The sequence below is a fragment of the Eubacterium ramulus ATCC 29099 genome (assembly GCF_000469345.1).
Classification (GTDB): domain Bacteria; phylum Bacillota; class Clostridia; order Lachnospirales; family Lachnospiraceae; genus Eubacterium_I; species Eubacterium_I ramulus.
Window position 1 is genome coordinate 1 of the sequence record NZ_KI271183.1, and the last position, 20,025, is coordinate 20,025.

Annotated in this window: 17 protein-coding genes; 7 read left to right on the forward strand and 10 right to left on the reverse strand. The window is 46.1% G+C overall.

What is annotated here, in order from left to right:
- Nucleotides 1–102 precede the first annotated feature (102 nt).
- The 7 genes from HMPREF0373_RS13610 (at nt 103) to HMPREF0373_RS13640 (ending at nt 5,671) form a co-directional block, all read left to right on the forward strand.
- A complete protein-coding gene (locus HMPREF0373_RS13610; RefSeq protein ID WP_021740338.1) occupies nt 103–1,152 on the forward strand; it encodes a type II secretion system F family protein in 1,050 nt (349 codons plus the stop codon).
- 12 nt (nt 1,153–1,164) lie between these two features.
- Nucleotides 1,165–1,506 (forward strand): hypothetical protein, encoded by a 342-nt coding sequence (locus HMPREF0373_RS13615; protein ID WP_022036275.1) that lies wholly within the window; start codon nt 1,165–1,167, stop codon nt 1,504–1,506.
- Between the two features lie 16 nt (nt 1,507–1,522).
- Nucleotides 1,523–2,014: a DUF4860 domain-containing protein gene (locus HMPREF0373_RS13620; RefSeq protein ID WP_044964578.1), complete on the forward strand. Its 492-nt coding sequence runs from the start codon at nt 1,523–1,525 to the stop codon at nt 2,012–2,014.
- 16 nt (nt 2,015–2,030) lie between these two features.
- Complete coding sequence (locus HMPREF0373_RS16145) at nt 2,031–2,495, forward strand: PulJ/GspJ family protein (protein WP_021740341.1); 465 nt, start codon at nt 2,031–2,033, stop codon at nt 2,493–2,495.
- A gap of 2 nt (nt 2,496–2,497) precedes the next feature.
- A complete protein-coding gene (locus HMPREF0373_RS16150; protein WP_021740342.1) occupies nt 2,498–2,995 on the forward strand; it encodes a hypothetical protein in 498 nt (165 codons plus the stop codon).
- Nucleotides 2,996–3,046: 51 nt separating this feature from the next.
- Nucleotides 3,047–4,102, forward strand: coding sequence for a type IV pilus twitching motility protein PilT (locus tag HMPREF0373_RS13635; protein ID WP_021740343.1), 1,056 nt, complete (start codon nt 3,047–3,049; stop codon nt 4,100–4,102).
- Nucleotides 4,103–4,288: 186 nt separating this feature from the next.
- Entirely contained in the window at nt 4,289–5,671 is a 1,383-nt protein-coding gene (locus tag HMPREF0373_RS13640; RefSeq protein ID WP_021740345.1) for an NCS2 family permease, read from the forward strand.
- Nucleotides 5,672–5,833: 162 nt separating this feature from the next.
- On the opposite strand, the gene HMPREF0373_RS13645 is transcribed toward HMPREF0373_RS13640, so the two are convergent.
- From HMPREF0373_RS13645 to vanR, 10 genes are all read right to left on the reverse strand, one after another.
- A complete protein-coding gene (locus HMPREF0373_RS13645) occupies nt 5,834–6,745 on the reverse strand; it encodes a DMT family transporter (RefSeq protein ID WP_021740346.1) in 912 nt (303 codons plus the stop codon).
- Nucleotides 6,746–6,774: 29 nt separating this feature from the next.
- A complete protein-coding gene (locus HMPREF0373_RS13650; RefSeq protein ID WP_021740347.1) occupies nt 6,775–9,768 on the reverse strand; it encodes a glycoside hydrolase family 2 TIM barrel-domain containing protein in 2,994 nt (997 codons plus the stop codon).
- 165 nt (nt 9,769–9,933) lie between these two features.
- Nucleotides 9,934–10,926 (reverse strand): LacI family DNA-binding transcriptional regulator, encoded by a 993-nt coding sequence (locus HMPREF0373_RS13655; protein ID WP_021740348.1) that lies wholly within the window; start codon nt 10,924–10,926, stop codon nt 9,934–9,936.
- Between the two features lie 109 nt (nt 10,927–11,035).
- On the reverse strand, nt 11,036–13,147 hold the full coding sequence (locus tag HMPREF0373_RS13660) for a SulP family inorganic anion transporter (RefSeq protein WP_021740349.1): 2,112 nt from the start codon (nt 13,145–13,147) through the stop codon (nt 11,036–11,038).
- 266 nt (nt 13,148–13,413) lie between these two features.
- Nucleotides 13,414–14,664 (reverse strand): serine racemase VanT catalytic subunit, encoded by a 1,251-nt coding sequence (vanT, locus tag HMPREF0373_RS13665; protein WP_021740350.1) that lies wholly within the window; start codon nt 14,662–14,664, stop codon nt 13,414–13,416.
- A 28-nt stretch (nt 14,665–14,692) separates the two neighbouring features.
- Nucleotides 14,693–15,940, reverse strand: a complete 1,248-nt coding sequence (locus HMPREF0373_RS13670; protein WP_081695278.1) for an acyltransferase family protein — start codon at nt 15,938–15,940, stop codon at nt 14,693–14,695.
- Nucleotides 15,900–16,811 carry a D-alanyl-D-alanine carboxypeptidase family protein gene (locus HMPREF0373_RS13675; protein ID WP_021740352.1) on the reverse strand — a complete coding sequence of 304 codons (912 nt, stop codon included), beginning with the start codon at nt 16,809–16,811 and terminating at the stop codon, nt 15,900–15,902. Before HMPREF0373_RS13675 ends, HMPREF0373_RS13670 begins: the two co-directional genes overlap by 41 nt.
- 16 nt (nt 16,812–16,827) lie before the next feature.
- Nucleotides 16,828–17,889 (reverse strand): D-alanine--D-serine ligase VanG, encoded by a 1,062-nt coding sequence (gene vanG / locus HMPREF0373_RS13680; RefSeq protein WP_021740353.1) that lies wholly within the window; start codon nt 17,887–17,889, stop codon nt 16,828–16,830.
- 223 nt (nt 17,890–18,112) lie between these two features.
- Nucleotides 18,113–19,240 carry a sensor histidine kinase gene (locus tag HMPREF0373_RS17815; protein ID WP_044964580.1) on the reverse strand — a complete coding sequence of 376 codons (1,128 nt, stop codon included), beginning with the start codon at nt 19,238–19,240 and terminating at the stop codon, nt 18,113–18,115.
- Between the two features lie 32 nt (nt 19,241–19,272).
- Nucleotides 19,273–19,980: a VanR-ABDEGLN family response regulator transcription factor gene (vanR, locus tag HMPREF0373_RS13690; RefSeq protein WP_021740355.1), complete on the reverse strand. Its 708-nt coding sequence runs from the start codon at nt 19,978–19,980 to the stop codon at nt 19,273–19,275.
- Between the last annotated feature and the right edge of the window lie 45 nt (nt 19,981–20,025).

The following is a 20,025-nucleotide window of genomic DNA, read 5'->3' on the forward strand; positions in this document are numbered from 1 at the left end:
CGCACCAAGTCTCACGTGCGTTCGACTTGAAAAAGAAGCAGCTATGTATCACTTTTTATCTCATTTTATTATGATTTCAGAAACGATAAGGAGGCACACAGAATGGAACATTTACAGCAAAAATCGCTGTCTTACCCGGAACTCGCATCCTTTTGCGGTGAGATGGGTATGATCCTGCGATCCGGCATTTCAGCTCTGGAGGGGCTGGAACTGCTGATGGAAGATACCAGAAACGATGCGGAAAGGACTCTGCTGGACACCATGTATCAGTCCATGCAATCCGGTGGCACCTTCGCAGATGCGCTGAACCGGACAGGGGTATTTCCCTCTTATCTCATCCATATGACAGCCATCGGAGAAGAAACCGGACGGCTTGATGATGTCATGGAATCTCTGTCCGCACACTATCAGCGGGAAGAAAGTCTGAGCCGGAGCATCCGCAGTTCCCTGTCCTATCCACTGATCATGATCATCCTGATGCTGGTAGTCATTGTAATCCTGATCACAAAAGTCATGCCGGTCTTTCAGCAGGTGTTTGTCCAGCTTGGCACCGAGATGACCGGTCTCTCCAAAGGGATCCTGCTGCTTGGCAGCGTTCTGTCACGCTATGCCCTGGTATTTGTCATCCTGACCGCGGCTGTCATTGCAGCCGGTATCGTGCTGACCCGTACCGAAAAAGGCCGTCATCTGGCCGGACGGCTCGGACACCGCTTCCGCCATTTCCGTGAGATCGCGGATTGTTCCGACAGCTGCCGCTTCGCCGGCGCCATGGCACTGGCTTTGAAAAGCGGACTCACACCGGAACGTGGTCTGGAGTTTTCCAGAAATCTGATCGAGGATCCCTTCTACCTGAAACGGCTTGATCAGTGCTGTGCCGAAATCGAACAGGGCACCGAGTTTTCCAGTGCACTCGTAAAAACAAAGGTTTTCACCGGTGTCTACGCCCGTATGACTGCCATCGCCGGAAAATCCGGCATGATGGATGAAGTGATGGAACAAATTGCGGACCGCTGCGAGGAAGAGCTGAGAGAACATATCACTTCTTTTCTCGCTGTCCTCGAACCGACGCTGGTCATTATCCTGTCGGTGATCGTTGGCATCATTCTGCTCTCTGTCATGCTGCCGCTGCTTGGCATCATGGCAGGACTCTAGGAGGTGGCTGCGATGATACCTGTACCTGACAACCGGCGGTTTTACCACGGGAAGTCTCCGCACCCGTTCCGGAATCTCTGTCTGTCCCTGCTGATCTTCGTCGTTATCTGCGGACTGTTCTCCGTGGGAATCACACGGATTTCCAACCGCACACGGCAGGAACAGAAAAACAGCCTGGAGCATGCGCTCTGGCGGGGTGTTACCCAGTATTATGCGCTGGAAGGGCGCTATCCGGAGACATTGCAGGATTTAAAGGATACCTGCGGCATCCGCTATGATACGGATCTGTTTTTTGTGGATTATCAGATCGGCGGTGCCAATCTGCTGCCGGATATTACAGTGATCGAACGATAGAAACGGAGGTATGACGATGTATCGAAAAGAATATACAGAACGAAAACATGTCATAGATTTTCTCTTTCCTCTGGCTCTGTTTTTTGCACTGGCTGCGTCTTCTGTGGCGTTGGTCGTTCTGGCTTCCGGCTCTTACAGCCGTCAGGTCCATGTCTCCAACGATTCTTATAGCAACTGTACCGCACTGTCTTACGTGACGGAAAAGCTGCATCATGCAGATAGCAGTGACGCCATTATTGCAGGAACCTTCGATGGTCAGGATGCCATCCTGATCCGGCAGGAATACTCCGGACAGTCCTACGTGACATATCTCTATGCATACGACGGATATCTGCGGGAACTATTTATCAAAGAGGGGGTAGCGGCTTCTGCCGGCGACGGGCGGGAAATCCTCGCCACGGATGGATTTTCCTTTGAAGAATCCCGTGACGGGCTGTTCCATCTGTCCTGCACAGACAGTGATGGCAATCTGTCGGACACTTACGTCAGCATCAAGAGCACCCGGTGACCTACAGGAGTATATTATGAAACGAACACCAGCCAAGCGTTCCAGCCTGTTTCTGCTGGAACTTATCATTGCAATTTTATTTTTCAGTCTGACTTCCGTCGTCTGTGTACAGTTCTTTGCACGTGCACATCTTATCAGCCGTCAGACACAGGAATTGAATGCCGCTCTGGAAAAAGTATCCGGTTGTACGGAGATTTTTCTGGCCGGCGGTGACTTTACGGATATCTTTGGTGACCGGGTCAGCTGCACCCGGCAGCCGGATGGTTCTGCGGATTACACGCTCTGCTACGACAGCAGCTGGCAGCTTTGCACGCATGCTGATGCTGCTTACACGCTGCAGATCCGGATACAGCCCTCCGGCCGTCTGCTGCATGGCTGCTTTACGGCTTCGCGCCTGAAAAACAACACTCCGGATGAGGATCCCGTGATCTATTCGACGGAAACAGACTATTGTCCGGTTCCCGGCAAAGGAGGTGCGTGACGATGCAACGTAAAAAACGTCCGGATTCCATGCCCGGATTTCAGATCGGTACGTCTTATCTGCTGGTCATTTTCATTATTTTATGTCTGGTTACCTTCGCCGCACTGGCGCTCTCCGGTGCCCTGCGGGATCAGTCCTACAGTCAGGCGCTGGCAAAACACCAGACCGAATACGCTGCTGCCGGTACACAGGCTTCTGCCCTGCTGGCACAGATTGATGAGGCGCTGGAAACGGAGACACCGGAGCCGGCATTGGAAGCGCTTGCAGGAACTGTACCTGCGATCTCCGTTTCTGTAGAACGGCAGAACGCAGAAAGCCCGGTATTTGAAATCACTGCCCTGATCCCGGTAAGTGACAGCCAGAATCTGCAGCTAACCGTAAGTGCAGATGCCGCATCACACACACGGCGGATTACTGCCTGGCGGGAAACAGCAGCCTCCGGCTGGGAAGAGAAAACTACGCTTCCGGTTCTTGGAAGTGACCGTACTGCAACTGATTAATATTTGAATACATATGATGAGTGAACTGTAACAATAAATGAGGTGTTTCAGATGAATGTGAATGAATTATTGCAAAAAGCCGTCGTCGATCAGGCATCGGATATTTTTATCATCGCCGGTCTGCCGGTATCCTACCGGGCCAACGGCCGGATTTTAAGAGAAGAGGGAGAGCGGCTTATGCCGCCGCAGACCAGTGAGTTTGTACAACAGCTTTATGAACTGGCGCAGGCCCGTGACCTTTCGCCGCTTCTGGAACGGGGAGATGATGATTTTTCGTTTGCGATTCCGGGACTCTCCCGTTTCCGTGTCAGTGCTTACAAGCAGCGTGGTGCACTCTCTGCGGTCATCCGTGTCATCACGTTTGAGCTCCCGCACCCGGAAGACATCGGTATTCCTGCTCCTGTCATGAAATTCGCCGGTCTCTCCAAGGGCATGGTTCTGGTCACCGGTCCTGCCGGAAGCGGCAAATCCACCACCCTTGCGTGTCTGGTCAACCAGATCAACCACACGATGGAAAAGCATATCATCACGCTGGAGGATCCCATCGAATACCTGCACCGGCATGACAAAAGTATCGTCAGTCAGCGTGAGATCAGTATCGATACACTCAGCTATGTCAATGCACTGCGTGCGTCCCTCCGACAGAGCCCGGACGTTATTCTGCTGGGCGAAATGCGTGATTATGAAACGATGGATGTCGCCATGACTGCGGCAGAGACCGGTCATCTCGTTTTTTCCACGCTTCACACCATCGGTGCAGCCAATACCATTGACCGCATCATTGATGTATTTCCGGCGAATCAGCAGCGGCAGATCGCCGTACAGCTTTCTATGGTATTGCAGGCGGTGATCTCGCAGCAGCTCGTTCCTGCTCTGGACGGCACGCAGGTTCCTGCATTTGAGATCATGACGGTTACCCCTGCCATCCGGAATATGATCCGTGATAATAAGATCCCGCAGATTGACGGAACCGTCTACTCGGCGAATAAAGAAGACATGCATTCAATGGATTACAGTCTTCAGCTGCTGGTCAGAGAAGGCACAGTGGCTCCTGAGACCGCACTTTCCTATGCTTCCAATCCGGAGATGCTGAAAAAGAAACTATAAATTGAGCATGGGATTTTATAAGCTGTATTTCTGTATTGCATTACTGTTTCTAATGTATACATATAAATACTGTAATGATCGGAAATATTCGTATGATTTCGTAAAAAAGCTCTTTCTTTCTTCCCGGAAAAACGCTATAATGTGTGAGTTACTCATTTCATTTAACAAACTAAGGAGAGGGAAGTTATGTTAGAAAAATTTTTCAAGCTCAAAGAAAACGGCACAAATGTCAAAACTGAGATTATTGCCGGAATCACAAGCTTCATGACCATGGCATACATTCTGGCTGTCAACCCAAGTATCATGTCTGCCGCCGGTATGGATCACGGAGCTGTCTTCACTGCAACCGCACTGGCTGCATTTATTGGTACACTCGCAATGGCGCTGTTTGCCAACTATCCGTTTGCCCTTGCACCGGGTATGGGACTGAATGCGTACTTTGCTTATACCGTCGTGCTCGGCATGGGATACAGCTGGCAGTATGCTCTGGCTGCTGTCTTCGCGGAAGGTATCATCTTCATCGTTCTGTCCCTGACAAACGTGCGTGAAGCAATCTTCAATGCGATCCCGCAGAATCTGAAATCTGCAGTCAGTGTTGGTATCGGTCTGTTTATCGCATTTATCGGACTGCAGAACGCACATATCGTAATCGGCGGTTCCACACTGCTTCAGCTGTTCTCTGTCGATGGCTACAATGAGGTAAATGGCGTAAGCGCTACGTTCCATGATGTAGGAATCACGGTTCTGCTTGCGATCATCGGTATCATCATCACCGGTGCTCTGGTTATTAAAAATGTCAAAGGAAATATCCTCTGGGGTATTCTGATCACATGGGCACTTGGTCTGATCTGTCAGGGCGTCGGACTATATGTTCCAAACCCGGATCTTGGCTTCTATACGCTGATCCCGGATTTCAGCAACGGTCTGTCCATTCCGAGTATTGCTCCGATCTTCTGTAAGATGGATTTCTCCGGTATCTTATCACTGAACTTTGTGGTGATCCTGTTTGCATTCTTATTCGTAGATATGTTTGATACCATCGGAACTCTGATCGGTGTATCTACCAAAGCAGGCATGCTGGACAAAGACGGCAAGCTTCCGCGTATCAAAGGTGCGTTACTGGCTGACGCTGTTGGTACTACTGCAGGCGCTGTTCTCGGTGTTTCCACAACCACAACTTTCGTAGAGAGTGCTTCCGGTGTATCCGAAGGCGGCCGTACCGGTCTGACTTCCATTACAACCGCCGTACTGTTTGCACTGTCTCTGCTGTTATCCCCGATCTTCCTTGCCATCCCGTCTTTCGCGACCGCTCCGGCACTGGTAATCGTAGGATTCTACATGCTGACAAATGTGGCAAACATCAACTTTAATGATGTCATTGAGGCAATTCCATGTTATATCTGTATTCTGGCAATGCCGTTCTTCTACAGCATTTCCGAAGGTATCTCTATGGGCGTTATCTCTTATGTCGTATTAAACGTGGTTACAGGGAATGCGAAAAAGAAAAAGATCAGCCTGCTCATGTATATTCTTGCAGTGCTGTTCATCCTGAAGTATATATTCCTGTAAAAAATCATTCTGTAGTTCAAGTCGAACGCACGTGATTCTTGGTGCATGATTCTGGTCAGCGAAAGCTGACATATAAAAGTGGGAGTCTTCTCGACTGAGATAAAAAAGTTCCCGGGAGATGGTTCCTCCCGGGAGCTTTTTTGTTATTTGCTTCGTATTCTGCTATGCGGTTTCTCTTATCTTTTGCACGTTTTCCCCGTTTCCTTCTCCGCCGGATTCCGACAGATTGGAAATAATTACGGCAATCAGGATAATGATACAGCCGGCCACCATGCGCGGTGTGATCACTTCATGCAGAATGATAATGGAAAACATCGTTCCAAATACGGACTCCATACAAAGTATGATGGCTGCTTTTGTTTCTTCTACATACTTCTGACATGCGGTCTGCAGCAGATAACAGATGGTCGTGCTGATCACAGCGAGATATAAGACGCTGAGCCAACCCTTGGTCGTAACCTGAAAATCGGTCTCTCCGAATACAAACAAGCTGATCGTGGAAAGCACAAATGCGGTAAACATCTGAACGAGATTCAAAACGGCTGCCGGATATTTTTTTACAAATTCTCCGGTCAGGAAAATCTGAAATGCAAATCCAACGGCGCAGAAAAGTGACAGCAGATCTCCGATACCAAGTGTCAGATTTCCGTTCAGGGAAAGCAGTGCGACTCCTGCGACTGCCATGATCGCCCCGATAATTCCTTTTACGCCGACCTTCTTTTTCAGAATCACAAATGCAATAAACGGTACGATAACGACGTTCAATGCGGTAAGAAATGCATTTTTGGAAGGAGTTGTATACTGCAGACCGACAATCTGCAATGCAAATCCGGCAAACAGTGTAAGTCCCATCAGCATACCTGCCTTGACCGCCCCTGCGCGATTCTCGATTTTTGCCTCTTTTTTCCGCTGTCCCATGCTTACCAGTCCCATCAGGACGGATGCCAGCAGAAATCTGACCATCATGATCTGAAATGGTTTCATACTTTCCAATGCCATGTCACTTGCCACAAAACCGCCTCCCCAAATGACGGTCACAAGTATGAGTCCTCCGATTGCAACTCCCTTTTTCATCCTAATCCTCCTCTTTTTGTCCTCTTTTTCTATTCTATATACTGTATCCTTGCTTCTCTGATCTCGCTTCCCTCCGTTACTGTCTGAAGTGTAAATGCCAGTGCAAAATCCTGCAGCTTTACTTTATTTTCTTCCAACTGTTCTTCTCCACAGCTGTTGCTTCCAAGACCGGAATGCAGATAATCCAGATGAATGATCACATCATCCGCTTTTTCAATTGCGAACGGATGCTGTGCCTGTTCCAGACTTTCATCCGTATAGTTGGCAAGATTCAGTCCGAGCGGCGCTTTCATCTTGCATAACAGTCCGTCCCTGCCATCTCCGATGCGAAACCATTTCACCTGTTCACGGTGTCCGTTTTCCTGTGGGAATACATAATTCGTCATCATTCCGTCTACGGTATTTTTATAAATGCCCATAACAGAAGCGGCTTTGCTGTCCACATAGCTCTCGCCCGGTCCCATGCCATACCACATGGTGTTCTGAAGCTTACGGTCTGCCCTCATCGTGATGCCGATACGCGGGAAAAATTCCGGCTCCAGTTTTCCTCTCTGCACCGCTTTTCCCTGAAGCTCCACATGCATTTGTCCACAGGAATAAATCTCATACGTATAGTTACAGTTAAATCCCCAGGACTGATTGTAACAGCTGAAATAAGTTCCGATCCGGACAATTGTTCTGTCTGCTTCTTCCTCCCAGTTGACATACGCAGTCTCTTCTACCGGTTTCTGCAGAAAATATTTATTCATCCAGTCTTCTTTTTTATACATATCGTTATCGATGGTAGCACGATAAACATTCATTCTCGGTCCTTCGGTCAGATAGGCTCTGTCTTCCGTTCCAAATGAAAGCAGTTTTCCAAATACGGTACTGAATCTTGCTTTCACCAGGCTGTTTTCCACTGTAAGGATGCCTGCGCGATCTGACACCCGGAGCTGATCGGCTGCTTCCCTCACGGAAAATTCATCTCTGCGGATCTGCATCGGAATCTGTACTTTTTTGATCTCATGACCGGCCGGTGCAAACAGACTGTCCTCCTTTTGGCATACGGTCAGATTGATATAATAATCTGTATTTGCCTGCAATTCAAATGGTGCGATCGGCAACGTAAGAACCGTGCTGTCATGCGGTGCCACAGCGAGATCTGTCATCCATCCTTCCTGTATTGCAGCATCTTCCGCAACTACCTCCCAATGAAGTGTCACAGCATCCAGATCCAGAAAATCATAATAGTTTGATATGCAGATTTTCCGCATACTTCCTTCCACACCGGTAATATCTACCGGCGCAATGATCTGCTTATACTCTTCCATTCCGGGAGAAGGTGTTCTGTCCGGCATCAGGATTCCATCAATACAAAAGTTTCCGTTCGTAGGGAAATCACCATAATTTCCACCGTATTTATAATAGATTTCTCCATCTTCCTCCGTATAGATCCCATGGTCATACCATTCCCAGAGAAATCCACCCTGCAGGCGTTTATACTTACGATACATATCCTGATATGCTTTTAATCCCCCCGGACCATTTCCCATCGCATGCCCATACTCGCACATCACATGCGGTTTGTTTCCTTTTACTTCGTATTCGGCAATTTCTTTCAGACCTTTTAACCGTGTATACATCGTAGAATATACATCGGTCACTTCTGCCTCAAAATCACCTTCATAATGGATCAGTCTGGTATCATCCAGTGTCCGGATCGCTTTCGCTGCACTTTTGAAATTACAGCCGAAGGCAGATTCATTTCCCATGGACCACATAATAATGGATGGATGATTGCGGTCTCTTTGCACCATGCGGACGCTGCGGTCCACATACATGGCTTCCCATGCAGGATCATCTGTGATCCAGGTATAATTTTCTACCCACTCGAATCCATGACATTCCAGATCTGCTTCATTGATCACATACAGGCCATATGAATCACACAGATCATAAAAATATTCATTTGCAGGATAGTGGGAACAACGGACCGCATTGATATTGTACTGTTTCATCAGACGGATATCCGCTTCCATCTGTTCCCTTGTGACAGTTCTTCCTTCCGTCGGATTATAATCATGATGATTCACTCCGTTCAGCAAAATCACCTGGCCATTGATACGGAAATTGTCGTCTTTGATCTCAATTCTGCGAAAACCGCACCGCACTGTCACTTCCTGTGTCCCGGTATTGACGGTAAATTCATATAATTCCGGTGTCTCTGCGGTCCATGGGTGCACATCCTTAAGTTCCGCGTTCACACAGATCTGCGCCTCTTTGGCGAAAGCTTCTCCGGAAGCAACCATCTCGCCCCGGTAAGAAAGCTTCCAAGCAGCCTCTTTTAGTGGCTGCTTCCCTGTGATCCTGGCTGTGAACAATCCTGTTTGATAGCTGTCATCCAGTGTTCCGTCCACCTGCACATCGAGGATTGCATTTTTTTCTTCATTGATCAGTTCGACATCCCGGAAAATACCGGACATCCACCACATATCCTGATCTTCCAGATAGGTACCATCGGACCATTTATATACACGTACGGTAAGGTCATTTACTCCGGCTTTTACCAGCTTTGTGATATCAAATTCAGACGGAAGACGGCTCACCTTGCCAAAACCTGCATGCATTCCATTTACCCATACATCAAATGCACTGTCTACCCCATGGAATTTCAAGATTGTATCTTTTTCCAGCCATGCTTCATCCAGACAGATGGTTCTTTTATAAATTCCGGTTGGATTTTCATCCGGAACATAAGGCGGATTGATCGGAAACGGATACAATACATCTGTATAGTGCATCCGGTCATATCCACGCAGCTGCCACACGGACGGTACATCGATCTGGTCCCAGCCTTCCTGCGGTCCCGGCTGTTCGAATCCTTCCGGCGAAAGTTCCGGTGCATCCAGATACAAAAACGCCCATTGTCCGTTCAAACTCATTCGTTTCTGGGAATCTTTGTAAAAAGAAGTTCTTGCATTTCTTCTGCCGATTCCGGTTATCTGATTGTCTTCCCATCTTTTCACTGCTTTTCTTACCATAGTATTCTCTCCTCTCTGCTTTATTTAACCCTTGCCAACACGTCAACTTACTTCATCTAGTAAAATCAATATACCATTTTATTGGTAAAATGTAAATATTTTTACCAGTAAAAGCAGAAAAAAAAGAACCATAAAACATCCCACTTGCTCTACAGTTCTTTTCTTTTATTTGATTTTTTTCACACTGTCCCGGATACATAACTTCGTTGGAACAGATACTTTTACACAGATTTCCCGTCCATGCAAGATTCGTTCCTCCAAAAGTTTTACGGCATACTCTCCCATAAATTCCATGTACAGCCGGACCGTCGTAAGCGGCGGAATCATATATTTTGCAGCCGGAATATCATTAAACCCTATAATGCTGATATCCTCCGGTATGTGTAATCCAAGCTCATATGCTGCCCGGTAGCTTCCGGCCGCCATCGAATCATTTGCCACAAACAGCGCTGTCGGCAGATTACCTTCCTGATATAATTCTTTCAGGAGTTCATATCCATACATCGGATAGTAAGCACCGTATTTCGTATATTCCGGATGATACAGACCTTTCCTGGTTAACGCATCCTGAAAACAGTGTAAGCGGGTATCGAGCGATTCCACGCCCTGTGCATTCACCTCCCTGCATCCGATCATGCCGATTTTTGTATGGCCACATGCCACCAGATACGAAACAATCTCCTCTACTGCCTGGCGGTAATCCGCCACAATACTGTCAAATTTCTCCGGATTCGGATTTGCGTCCACAAATACGACCGGACATTTCCACAATTCGATAACGGCGATCATATCACGGGTAAATGTTCCCGTACAGATCACACCGTCAAGCCCGCTCAGCGATTCTGCGGTATCTTCCATTTTTACCGTCTGTCTGAGATATCCCTCTTCTTCGAGCTTTCGTTCTAAGGCAAGGCGAATACACAAGTAATACGGATCCTCCAGCTCTTCCTCCGGAGAATAGGAATAAAAGACACCGATCTTTAATTTTTTTCTGCGTTTTTTCTGTGCCCGTACTTTATATTCCAGTTCCTCTGCAATCTCAAAAATTCGCTTTTTTGTTTCTTCCTGTGCATTTAACGTCTCATCATGATTCAACACTCTGGACACCGTTGCAATTGAGACCCCCGCTTTTGCGGCAATGTCTTTGATTGTTGCCATTCACAAACACCCCAATTTTCTTCGTTTCCATGTAAGCAGATCCAGCCGTTCTGCTTACATTATTATGGTAAATAATATCATCAATCCGGCAGCTGTTCAACCACAAAGACTATTCTTTTCTTTCTTCCCTGTATTTTTCGATTAAAACAAACACTTCCGGATGCCGCTCCTTCAGGTGCTCATCCAGAAGATGCCTGCGTTCCTTAAACCGTTCTGCCAGCTCCGGATGTTCTCTGGCAATCCGTTCATGGATTTCCTGCCGGTGCTGTTCAATCTTCTGTGCCAGTTCATGTTCATCTTTCCCGGAAATACGCACAATTTCTTTCAAATGTTCTTCCAGATGTTCCAGCCATTCATCCAGGTCAAGTTCCTCCATATGAGACCAGCTTCCATGCAGTAATTCTTCCACATTCTTCGTCTCTTTCAAATGCTCGATCTGACGCATGATCTGCTTCTCCATCTCGGTCTCTGCATCCGCTCCGAAGGCCCATACAAACTCCTGTACACGATTATCCGCACGTTTTAATGATGCACTGCGCTCCGCATTATCCACACCGCCTTCTAACGGATACGGACGCTTATAGCCAATGTCTTTCAACGCAATGTGGATCGTACGGCGGACATTTCCATTTTCAATCAAATGTCCAAGCCCCAGTTTCCGCATCTGCGTATTGAGTCCGGAAATGTGCTCTGTAATGTAAAAACGGATTTCTTTTTCCTTCAGGGATTCGCTCAACAGGTTCAGACGATCCGCTGCTGTAATATCCATACTTCCAATACCGCTTGCATCCAGGATTACTGCTCTCGTATTTTCCTTCAGTGCCGCCTCAATTTCCCGCTGTAACACGGAAATATTTGCAAAAAACAGATTGCTGCTGAAGCGGTAAATGATCACACCGGATATCGGATGGATCTGCTGTCCTTCTTTCAGATCTCTGAAATGCTTATGTCCCGGCTGGATTCCGAGAAAACAGGTCGCCGGTTTTGCTGTCCGTATGATCATCTCTGTAAAAGATAACATAATACCGATCAATACGCCGTTGATGGTTCCCAAAAACAGCACACCGAAAAATGCACCCAGAAAAATAAAACATTCCGTCCTGCTCACGTTCCACAGTCTTGCAGCCAGATCAAATTCTGTCGCGCCGAGCAACGCGGAGATCACGATGGCTGTCAGGACCGGAATCGGCAGATATCCGATAAAGCCGGTACAAAACAGTAATAATATAATCATAGATCCGCCTGCCACAAGTCCGGTCAGCTGTGTCTTTGCCTGATACTGTTCCCCCATAGCTGTTCGTGATACGGAGCCGTTGATCGGACAGCAGCCGGTAAATGCTGCTGCAAAATTTCCAAGTGAAAATGCGAGGATTTCCTGATTATCGTCAATCTGATATCGGTTTTTCTGTCCAAAACTATTCTCTGCCAGCAACGTTTCTGCCATGATAACGACTGCTACCGACAAACTGATCGTAACCGCTTCTTTTAATGGAACAGCCGAAAAATCCGGCAAACTCCATTTTGGAAGTCCCGGTTCGACTGCTGCCAGCGTCTGAATGCCCCAGTCCTGCAATGGAAGCACGTTTGTGAGTACGGCTCCTGCAGCCATCAGTACCACTGCCATCGGGAATTTTGGCATGATTTTTTTCGATAGTAATAAAATGACAAGGGAAATCACACCAAGGATAACGGATGGAACACTGATTGTTTTTGCCGTTTCTGCAATATGTTCTGCCAGTTCCAGAAATTCTCCAACGCCTGCCGTTCCACCCATCAGTTTCGGCACCTGCATCAAAATAATTGTCGTGCAGATACCCGTAATAAATCCACCCATAACCGGTGCAGAAATATAATTAACCAGTTTTCCTGCTTTCAATAAGGAAAAGATCAACAGCCACAAGGCCACGAAAAAGGTCAGCATCGGAACTGCCGCCAGTGCTTCTGTCGAACCCGCTGTGATGTTCAGTCCTGCCAACGCCGATCCAATCAACGCCGCCGGAGCCGCATCCACACCGAAAATAAACTGCGGTGATGTAGAAAACAACGCAAAGATCAAAATTGGAAAGACTGATCCATACAGTCCGTACACCGCCGGTAATCCTGCGATCTGTGCATATCCCATGGAAATCGGGATGGAGACTGCCATGATGATCAGTCCTGCTAAAATGTCCTTTCCCAGATTTTTCTTATCATAATTTCGAAGTGTATGTGCAAATTTCATAGAAAGACCTCTTTTATAATATTCTGCTAACTGTTCAGAGCCAAGCAAAATTGCATAAAACAGGTGTAAAATGCTTGCATTTTTAAGACTGTTTTTGAAATTTTATTTGGCGGATACGCCACACCGACGAAATGCGTAGCATTTTGGAGGTTGGCTCTGAACAGTTACATATTCTGTTAGAATTATAACACAAACGTTCCGAAATGATAACCTTGTTCTGGGTAATTGTATAAGGCTGAATTGAAGGTATTCAAGTCGAACGCACCCTAAATATAACGTTCCAACCGGCTACCCAGTCGACTTAAAATTTCATTCGTGATCGTTCCGGCCGCCTCTGCCATATCCGCTGCAGTAAGTGTCTCATTTCCATCCGTTCCGATCAAAGTTACAACATCACCTGTTTTCACTGCATCTTCTTCCAGCTCACTGATATCAACCAGCGCCTGATCCATACAGATTCGCCCTACAATCGGCACTTTTTTTCCTTGAACCAACACCTGGCCAACACCATTTGACAGGCAGCGCGGCAGTCCATCGGCATAACCAATGGTAATAACGGCGATCCGGCTCTGTTTTTCTGCCACAAACTGTCTGCCGTATCCGGCAGTTTCACCCGTTTTCAGATTTCGCACGGAAGCCACTCTTGCTTTCATGGAAAATACCGGCAATAATTCTTTTCCAATCGTTTTCGTATCCGCATCATTGCTGAGTGTTCCATACAGGGCAACACCCACACGGGCATAATCCCATGCATATTCCGGATAGGAAAAAATCCCATAACTTGCCAACAGATGTTTTTTTCCACAAGCATAACCTTTTTCTTCCAGATGCTGTACAATTTGCTGAAAACATTCTGCCTGCGCCCTTGTATACGCCTGATCCGAAGCATTCTGTCCATCCGATACGCACAGATGGGAAAATATTCCATCAACCACCAGCTGTTTCATCTGAAACATGGCACAAAGTTCCTCAAAATGTTCACTGCGCTCACCGATACGATGCATTCCAGTGTCTACTGCAATATGTACATGTAGTGGTTTTTCAGACTGATTCAACTGCTTTGCATAGGAAAAATCTACGACAGTCTGTGTCAACTGATAAGTATGTAACAGAGCAAACTGCTCCGGTGCGGTATAGCCAAGAATCAAGATTTCACCTGCAATTCCGTTCTTGCGTAGCTCCATTCCTTCCTCTGCACTTGCCACACAAAATGCCTGAATACCAAGGCGGTTCAATTCTTTTGCGATCAGAACTGCCCCCAATCCATATGCCTGCGCCTTCACTGCCGGCATAAGCTGACACGTATCTGGCAACAACCGTTGGAACAGACACACGTTATGCTCCAGTGCCTTACGATCAATTTCCAGCCATGCGCGATGCCCCGCTGATTCTGATTTCGATTTTGTCTGATTCATTTTTTCATAATTCCAGTCGGACGGGATCAGATATCCATATCGCAATTCTTTTCTTTGTATTGTATCTTTCTCAATTTGTTTCTGCTCTTTTTGCTTCAACATATTTTTTCCTTCTTAACTTTAATTCCAATCATTTATTTCTTCTGACATGCAAGTCAAATCCATGTGAGATCCGGTGCGTAACATACATTCCAAAGATGGATATGATACAGGTTCCAATTACTACTGCCACATAATTCAGCAGACTGTTTCCGGCAATTTCTTTTCCCGGACTGCCCGGCAATGCATGCACTACCACGATTACCGCCGGATGTAAAATATAGATCCATGTCGACAGGCTGCGCAGTTTTTTTGATGGTTCCTGTGGTTTGGCACAGATCCAGATGTACAAAAATATCATCACGATGGGAAGCATCACATACATGCTGTCATGCCGCTGCCAATCTGCCGCATGCAGTGCAAATCCCTCTACTGTCATGAGCACCAGACTAATGAGTAATCCGAGTCCCGCGTGCTTCCGATTCCAGCGTTTTGGTTCCGACATTTCCCAGTAACTATCATTTTGCACTGTATTTTCCCGTTCAACCTTTGCAAACCAGACACCGATCATCAGAAAGATCGGCACCAGGAAAATACCGTTTCTTGTATAAGAAAATACCTGAAACATTCCGTCATATATGGTCTTTAACACGGGAATCTGTGTTGTCAGTCCATAATAGCTGTCTCCCAGAAGACCTAATATATAGAGAATGATTACAATCACAAATGTAATTCGGAAACCTACCTCTGATATCTGAGCCAATATTTCTTCTTTCACATCATTTCTATTTGCATTATTCCTACTTACAAAAATCACATTATTTGCATCATTTCTGTCTTCGTTATTTTTAATTTCACGCTGATGATTTTTCCCAATTCTGCTACAGCCCCACACGATCACCATGCCCAGCATGCATGCCGGAAAATACCACAGATGATAAAAAGTTCCGTCAAATACCAGCATGCGAAAAATTCCTGTCACAGTGATTTGTTTGTAGTGACCTGCATACATTCCCACCGGAAAATACAGTACGACAGAAATACCATACAAAATCGCAATTTTTTTCAAAAAACTGAGTAACACTGCTGCGGAACTACCTTTCTCATCCGGATCATTTTCCCAGAATTTTGCTGCCACATAACGTCCTGTGATCATCAGAAACAGCGGAACTGCCATCCGGGCAAAAATCCGTGTCAGAAAAAAATCTGCATTTTCGTTCACAGACAACAGCGGTGACGTGTGAATCGCAATGACCAGAAATGCCGCAATCAGTCGGTAGCGGTCAAGACCGCCCTGTTTACCCACGACAAGTACTCCATTCCGTGATAACAAATCCATCTACGTTATTACCGGAAATCACTCGCGGTGTTTTGTGGTCTGCATCCAGACAGATCTGCTCTGACTGACCGGCATTCAGATAAGAAATCCATATTTCTTTTCCCTGACTGCAGTAACGGTATGGATTTTTTCCGTACTCATAACCACGCAGGAACTCAATATATTCTTCCAGAACCATGCCTTTTTCTGTCATGATTTCCGCATGCGGCACGCCCACATAACGGAAGTGCCATGGCTCCTGACCAATTCCGGTCACCTCTTCTTTCCCCTTTGGATAGCGCTCAATAAATCCGTATTTTGGTGCAAGCTGCCGGAATCGCTGGCAGATACCCTCATATGGAAATTCCGGCCGGATAAAATCAATGACATCCTGTTTTAATCCCAGATCAATGGCAAGCCCGGTTTCATGCTCACTGTGTCCCGGAACAGCTACATAGGTTTCCGTAAACTCCCGTCCACTCTCACGCATGGACGTATCCCAGATACTCTGCTGCTCTTTATGCGGTCTCCATGCGCTCACCGGAACGATATGCTCCCAACCATGCATTTTTTCCATCAGTTCGTTTAATAAAATGACAGCTCTGCGCTGCAATTTCATGTCATAAATATCCATGTTAAATTCTTCAGAATTCTGTTCCGATCGTTCAGCTATTTCCGGCAAGGCAGTTTCTATCCTTGTGGTATCTTTTGCGGAAAAATCTTTTTCCCGCTGCTTTAACACTGGCTGTAATATTTCGTCTAAATACTGCTTGTTTCCGGTATTTTCCAGATACGCATGCACCGCATTGACCAGAATCAGACTTCCATGATAAATATCTTCCTTTGAAAGCCAGATCTGCTGACCGTCATCTGCTTTTACTTTTAATTCCATGTTGCTGCTCCTTTCATTACTCCATTGCCAGACGAATGATCCGTTCCAAAATCTCCGGGAACTCAAGTCCTGCTGCCTTCATCATACCCGGATAACGGCTGTGCTCCGTAAATCCCGGAATCGTGTTTACTTCGTTAAATACGATCTCGCCATCTGGTGTCAGGAACATGTCCACTCTGGCAAAACCACGACATCCAAGTGCCTGGTAAATTGTCTTTGCGGTCTGTTTGATTTCCTGCATTTTTCTTAATTCAATCCGCGCCGGAACATGAATCTCAGATGTTTTCAAAGTATATTTTTCGGTAAAATCAAAGAATCCACCGGAAAGCTGAATTTCATCTACTTCCCCTGTAATCAGGTTGCGATTGCCAAGAACAGCGCATCCAACTTCAAATCCATCAATGTTTTCTTCAATGATAACTTCATCGTCATACTGAAACGCCTTGATAATCGCAGACTGCAGTTCCACCGGTTTTTCCACTTTTGTCACGCCGTAAGAAGAACCTGCTTTTACTGGTTTGACGTACACCGGATAGCCAGTTTTCAATGCAAAATCAACTGCCATCTTCCGATCATCTCCCTGCGTCAGCACCATTGCTTTCGGTACACGGACACCAGCTGCCTCTGCCACCAGATGCGCACGGTCTTTGTCCATACACAAAGCAGATGCCAGAATACCACATCCTGCCAGCGGAATTCCCGCCATGGTAATCAGACCCTGAATGGTTCCATCCTCACCATTTTTTCCATGCATGACCGGAAACGCCACATCGATCGGCATTGTTTTTGCACCGTCTTCTCCAAGAAACACCAGACCATGTGTATTTCGATCCGGTGAAATCATAGCCGGTGTGCAGTATTCGGACTGCTGCCAGGTATCATTTTCAATGTTTTCCACTGGCCCTGTATAAGAAAACCACTCTCCTTCTTTTGTGATTCCAACCGGAAGCACTTCATATTTTTCCGGATCCAAATTTTTTATCACGGCGCCAGATGACTCCAGAGACACACTGTACTCGGAGGAATATCCTCCAAAAATAACTGCTACTTTCACTTTTTTTCTGTATTTTTCGCTCATTTTTTTATCCTCTTTTCTTTTTCGCTTTTCTGTTTTTCATATTATCCAATAAAAAAAGCCTTGCTTTGATACGCTTATCGTACCAAAACAAAGCTTTTCATACTTTTAGGTTTTCTTTCCTGCTTCTTGTGTTTTTCTCCCGAAATCCTTACGATTTTCTTACAGACGGAATGCAGGAAAATAGTTTTCTTTTATTTGCAATTTTTATGCGTTCAATTTTGTTTTACCACAGATTCTCCGGAACACCCGGCAGCACTACCGTAAATCGAATACTCTCATTTTCACTTTCTGCCGTGATCGTTCCGTGATGCAATTCCACAATTTCCTTTGCAATAGCAAGTCCCAGACCGGAACCACCAGTGGAAGATCTTCGCGAACTGTCCAGACGGAAAAACTGATCAAAGATTCGGTCCAATTTATCCGGTGAAATTGTTTTTCCATGATTTTCCACACAGATTTTCACTTCATCTTTTATCGGTTCATAATCCATAGAAAGATAAATGGTCGTGCCCGCATAACTGTAATTCACCGCATTGCGCAACAGATTATCAAATACCCGTGCCAGTTTATCCGGATCGCACAGAATTTCCACATTCGGCTTGATCTCCGTTTCCAGTTTCAGATCTTTTTCTGCCAGAATCGGATGAAATTCAAACCCGATCTGCTCCAGCATACGACTGATATTGACGCGCTCCGGCTCCAGCTGAATATTGGTCAGATTAAATCGTGTAATATCAAAAAATTCATTGATCAGATCTTCCAGACGCTCTGCTTTATCCAGCGCAATCCCTGTATAACGACTTCGCATTTCCTCTGAAATCTGTGGTTCATCCCGCAATAATGTCAGATAACCGATAACACTGGTCAACGGGGTCTTCAGATCATGCGCCAGATAAACGATCAGATCATTTTTTCGCTGTTCTGCCTCTTTTGCCAGCATAGCATTTCGCAAAGCACCTTCCCGCACCAGATTCAGTTCATCTTCCACACTTTTCATTGCTCTGGATAACCGGATCGGTTCTTCTCCCGGATTGGCAAGTTTTTCCGATGCATCCACCAGTTCATCCAGATAACGCAGCGGGCGTGTCATAAACCGCAAAGTAATAACAATCCATCCGATCAGGATCAATATAAGCATAATGGCAATGATCCATTCTTTTACCCACTGCAACAAATAATAAATGTTGCTCGGCCGCCATGATATATTGATGCTTACTGACCAACCGATTGCCAATATTGCAAATAGAGCTGCCACATATATCACTATAGCCAGGATATAGTTTCCAAACACCTGTCCTGTAAGCTGCGTGCGCAGATATTTTCTATTCGTATCACTCTTTTTCTGCTCCATATGCATCCCCTTACCTACTGCAATATACCATCTTATTCAATCGTGTATCCCACGCCCCAGACCGTTTTTACATATTTCGGTTTTCGCGCCGGCTCCTGCATTTTTTCACGCAGACGGGCAATATGTGTCATAACCGTATTGTTGTTGTCCAGATATTTTTCCTTCCAGATTGCCTCAAACAGCTCCTCGGAAGATACTACCTTTCCCTGATGCTCACACAGATACCACAAAATATCAAACTCGATTGGTGTCAGGTTTAATTCCACCCCATTTAAGGTGCATTTATGTTTATTTTTACAGATTTGCAGACCGCGAATGTCGATCTCGTCTGCCGGCAATGTTTCTTCCGGTTCCATACTTCCGGGATTGTACCGGGTATAACGGCGCAGCTGTGTTTTTACCCGCGCCATCAACTCCAACGGATTAAAAGGCTTCGTGATATAGTCATCTGCACCAAGTGTCAGACCGGTAATTTTATCCATATCCTCAACCTTTGCTGTCAACATGATAATCGGGAACAGGTATTTTTCACGGATTTTCTGGCAAAGTGTAAAGCCACTCATGTCCGGGAGCATTACATCCAAAAGTGCCAGATCCGGTTCCTGTTCTTCCATTACACAGTGCAGGGCATCGGTGGCATTATAAAATTTCAGCACCTCATAGCCGTCGTTTTTCAGGTACACTTCTACCAAATCTGCAATTTCTTTTTCATCGTCTACTACTAATACTTTTTTTCCCATATTGATGTCTTTCTTTTGTTATACTTTAGTGTAAAGCAGACACTT

Excerpts from the sequence above, each read along its gene's own strand:
- HMPREF0373_RS17815 (WP_044964580.1), bottom strand. The coding sequence starts at position 19,240 with ATGGAGCAGAAAAAGAGTGATACGAATAGAAAATATCTGCGCACGCAG.
- HMPREF0373_RS13675 (WP_021740352.1), bottom strand. The coding sequence starts at position 16,811 with ATGGAATTAAAAGTAAAAGCAGATGACGGTCAGCAGATCTGGCTTTCA.
- HMPREF0373_RS13670 (WP_081695278.1), bottom strand. The coding sequence starts at position 15,940 with ATGGATTTGTTATCACGGAATGGAGTACTTGTCGTGGGTAAACAGGGC.
- HMPREF0373_RS13615 (WP_022036275.1), top strand. The coding sequence starts at position 1,165 with ATGATACCTGTACCTGACAACCGGCGGTTTTACCACGGGAAGTCTCCG.
- HMPREF0373_RS13620 (WP_044964578.1), top strand. The coding sequence starts at position 1,523 with ATGTATCGAAAAGAATATACAGAACGAAAACATGTCATAGATTTTCTC.
- HMPREF0373_RS13655 (WP_021740348.1), bottom strand. The coding sequence starts at position 10,926 with ATGGCAACAATCAAAGACATTGCCGCAAAAGCGGGGGTCTCAATTGCA.
- vanT (WP_021740350.1), bottom strand. The coding sequence starts at position 14,664 with ATGTTGAAGCAAAAAGAGCAGAAACAAATTGAGAAAGATACAATACAA.
- HMPREF0373_RS13635 (WP_021740343.1), top strand. The coding sequence starts at position 3,047 with ATGAATGTGAATGAATTATTGCAAAAAGCCGTCGTCGATCAGGCATCG.
- vanR (WP_021740355.1), bottom strand. The coding sequence starts at position 19,980 with ATGGGAAAAAAAGTATTAGTAGTAGACGATGAAAAAGAAATTGCAGAT.
- HMPREF0373_RS16150 (WP_021740342.1), top strand. The coding sequence starts at position 2,498 with ATGCAACGTAAAAAACGTCCGGATTCCATGCCCGGATTTCAGATCGGT.
- HMPREF0373_RS13640 (WP_021740345.1), top strand. The coding sequence starts at position 4,289 with ATGTTAGAAAAATTTTTCAAGCTCAAAGAAAACGGCACAAATGTCAAA.
- HMPREF0373_RS13650 (WP_021740347.1), bottom strand. The coding sequence starts at position 9,768 with ATGGTAAGAAAAGCAGTGAAAAGATGGGAAGACAATCAGATAACCGGA.
- vanG (WP_021740353.1), bottom strand. The coding sequence starts at position 17,889 with ATGAGCGAAAAATACAGAAAAAAAGTGAAAGTAGCAGTTATTTTTGGA.
- HMPREF0373_RS13660 (WP_021740349.1), bottom strand. The coding sequence starts at position 13,147 with ATGAAATTTGCACATACACTTCGAAATTATGATAAGAAAAATCTGGGA.
- HMPREF0373_RS13610 (WP_021740338.1), top strand. The coding sequence starts at position 103 with ATGGAACATTTACAGCAAAAATCGCTGTCTTACCCGGAACTCGCATCC.
- HMPREF0373_RS16145 (WP_021740341.1), top strand. The coding sequence starts at position 2,031 with ATGAAACGAACACCAGCCAAGCGTTCCAGCCTGTTTCTGCTGGAACTT.
- HMPREF0373_RS13645 (WP_021740346.1), bottom strand. The coding sequence starts at position 6,745 with ATGAAAAAGGGAGTTGCAATCGGAGGACTCATACTTGTGACCGTCATT.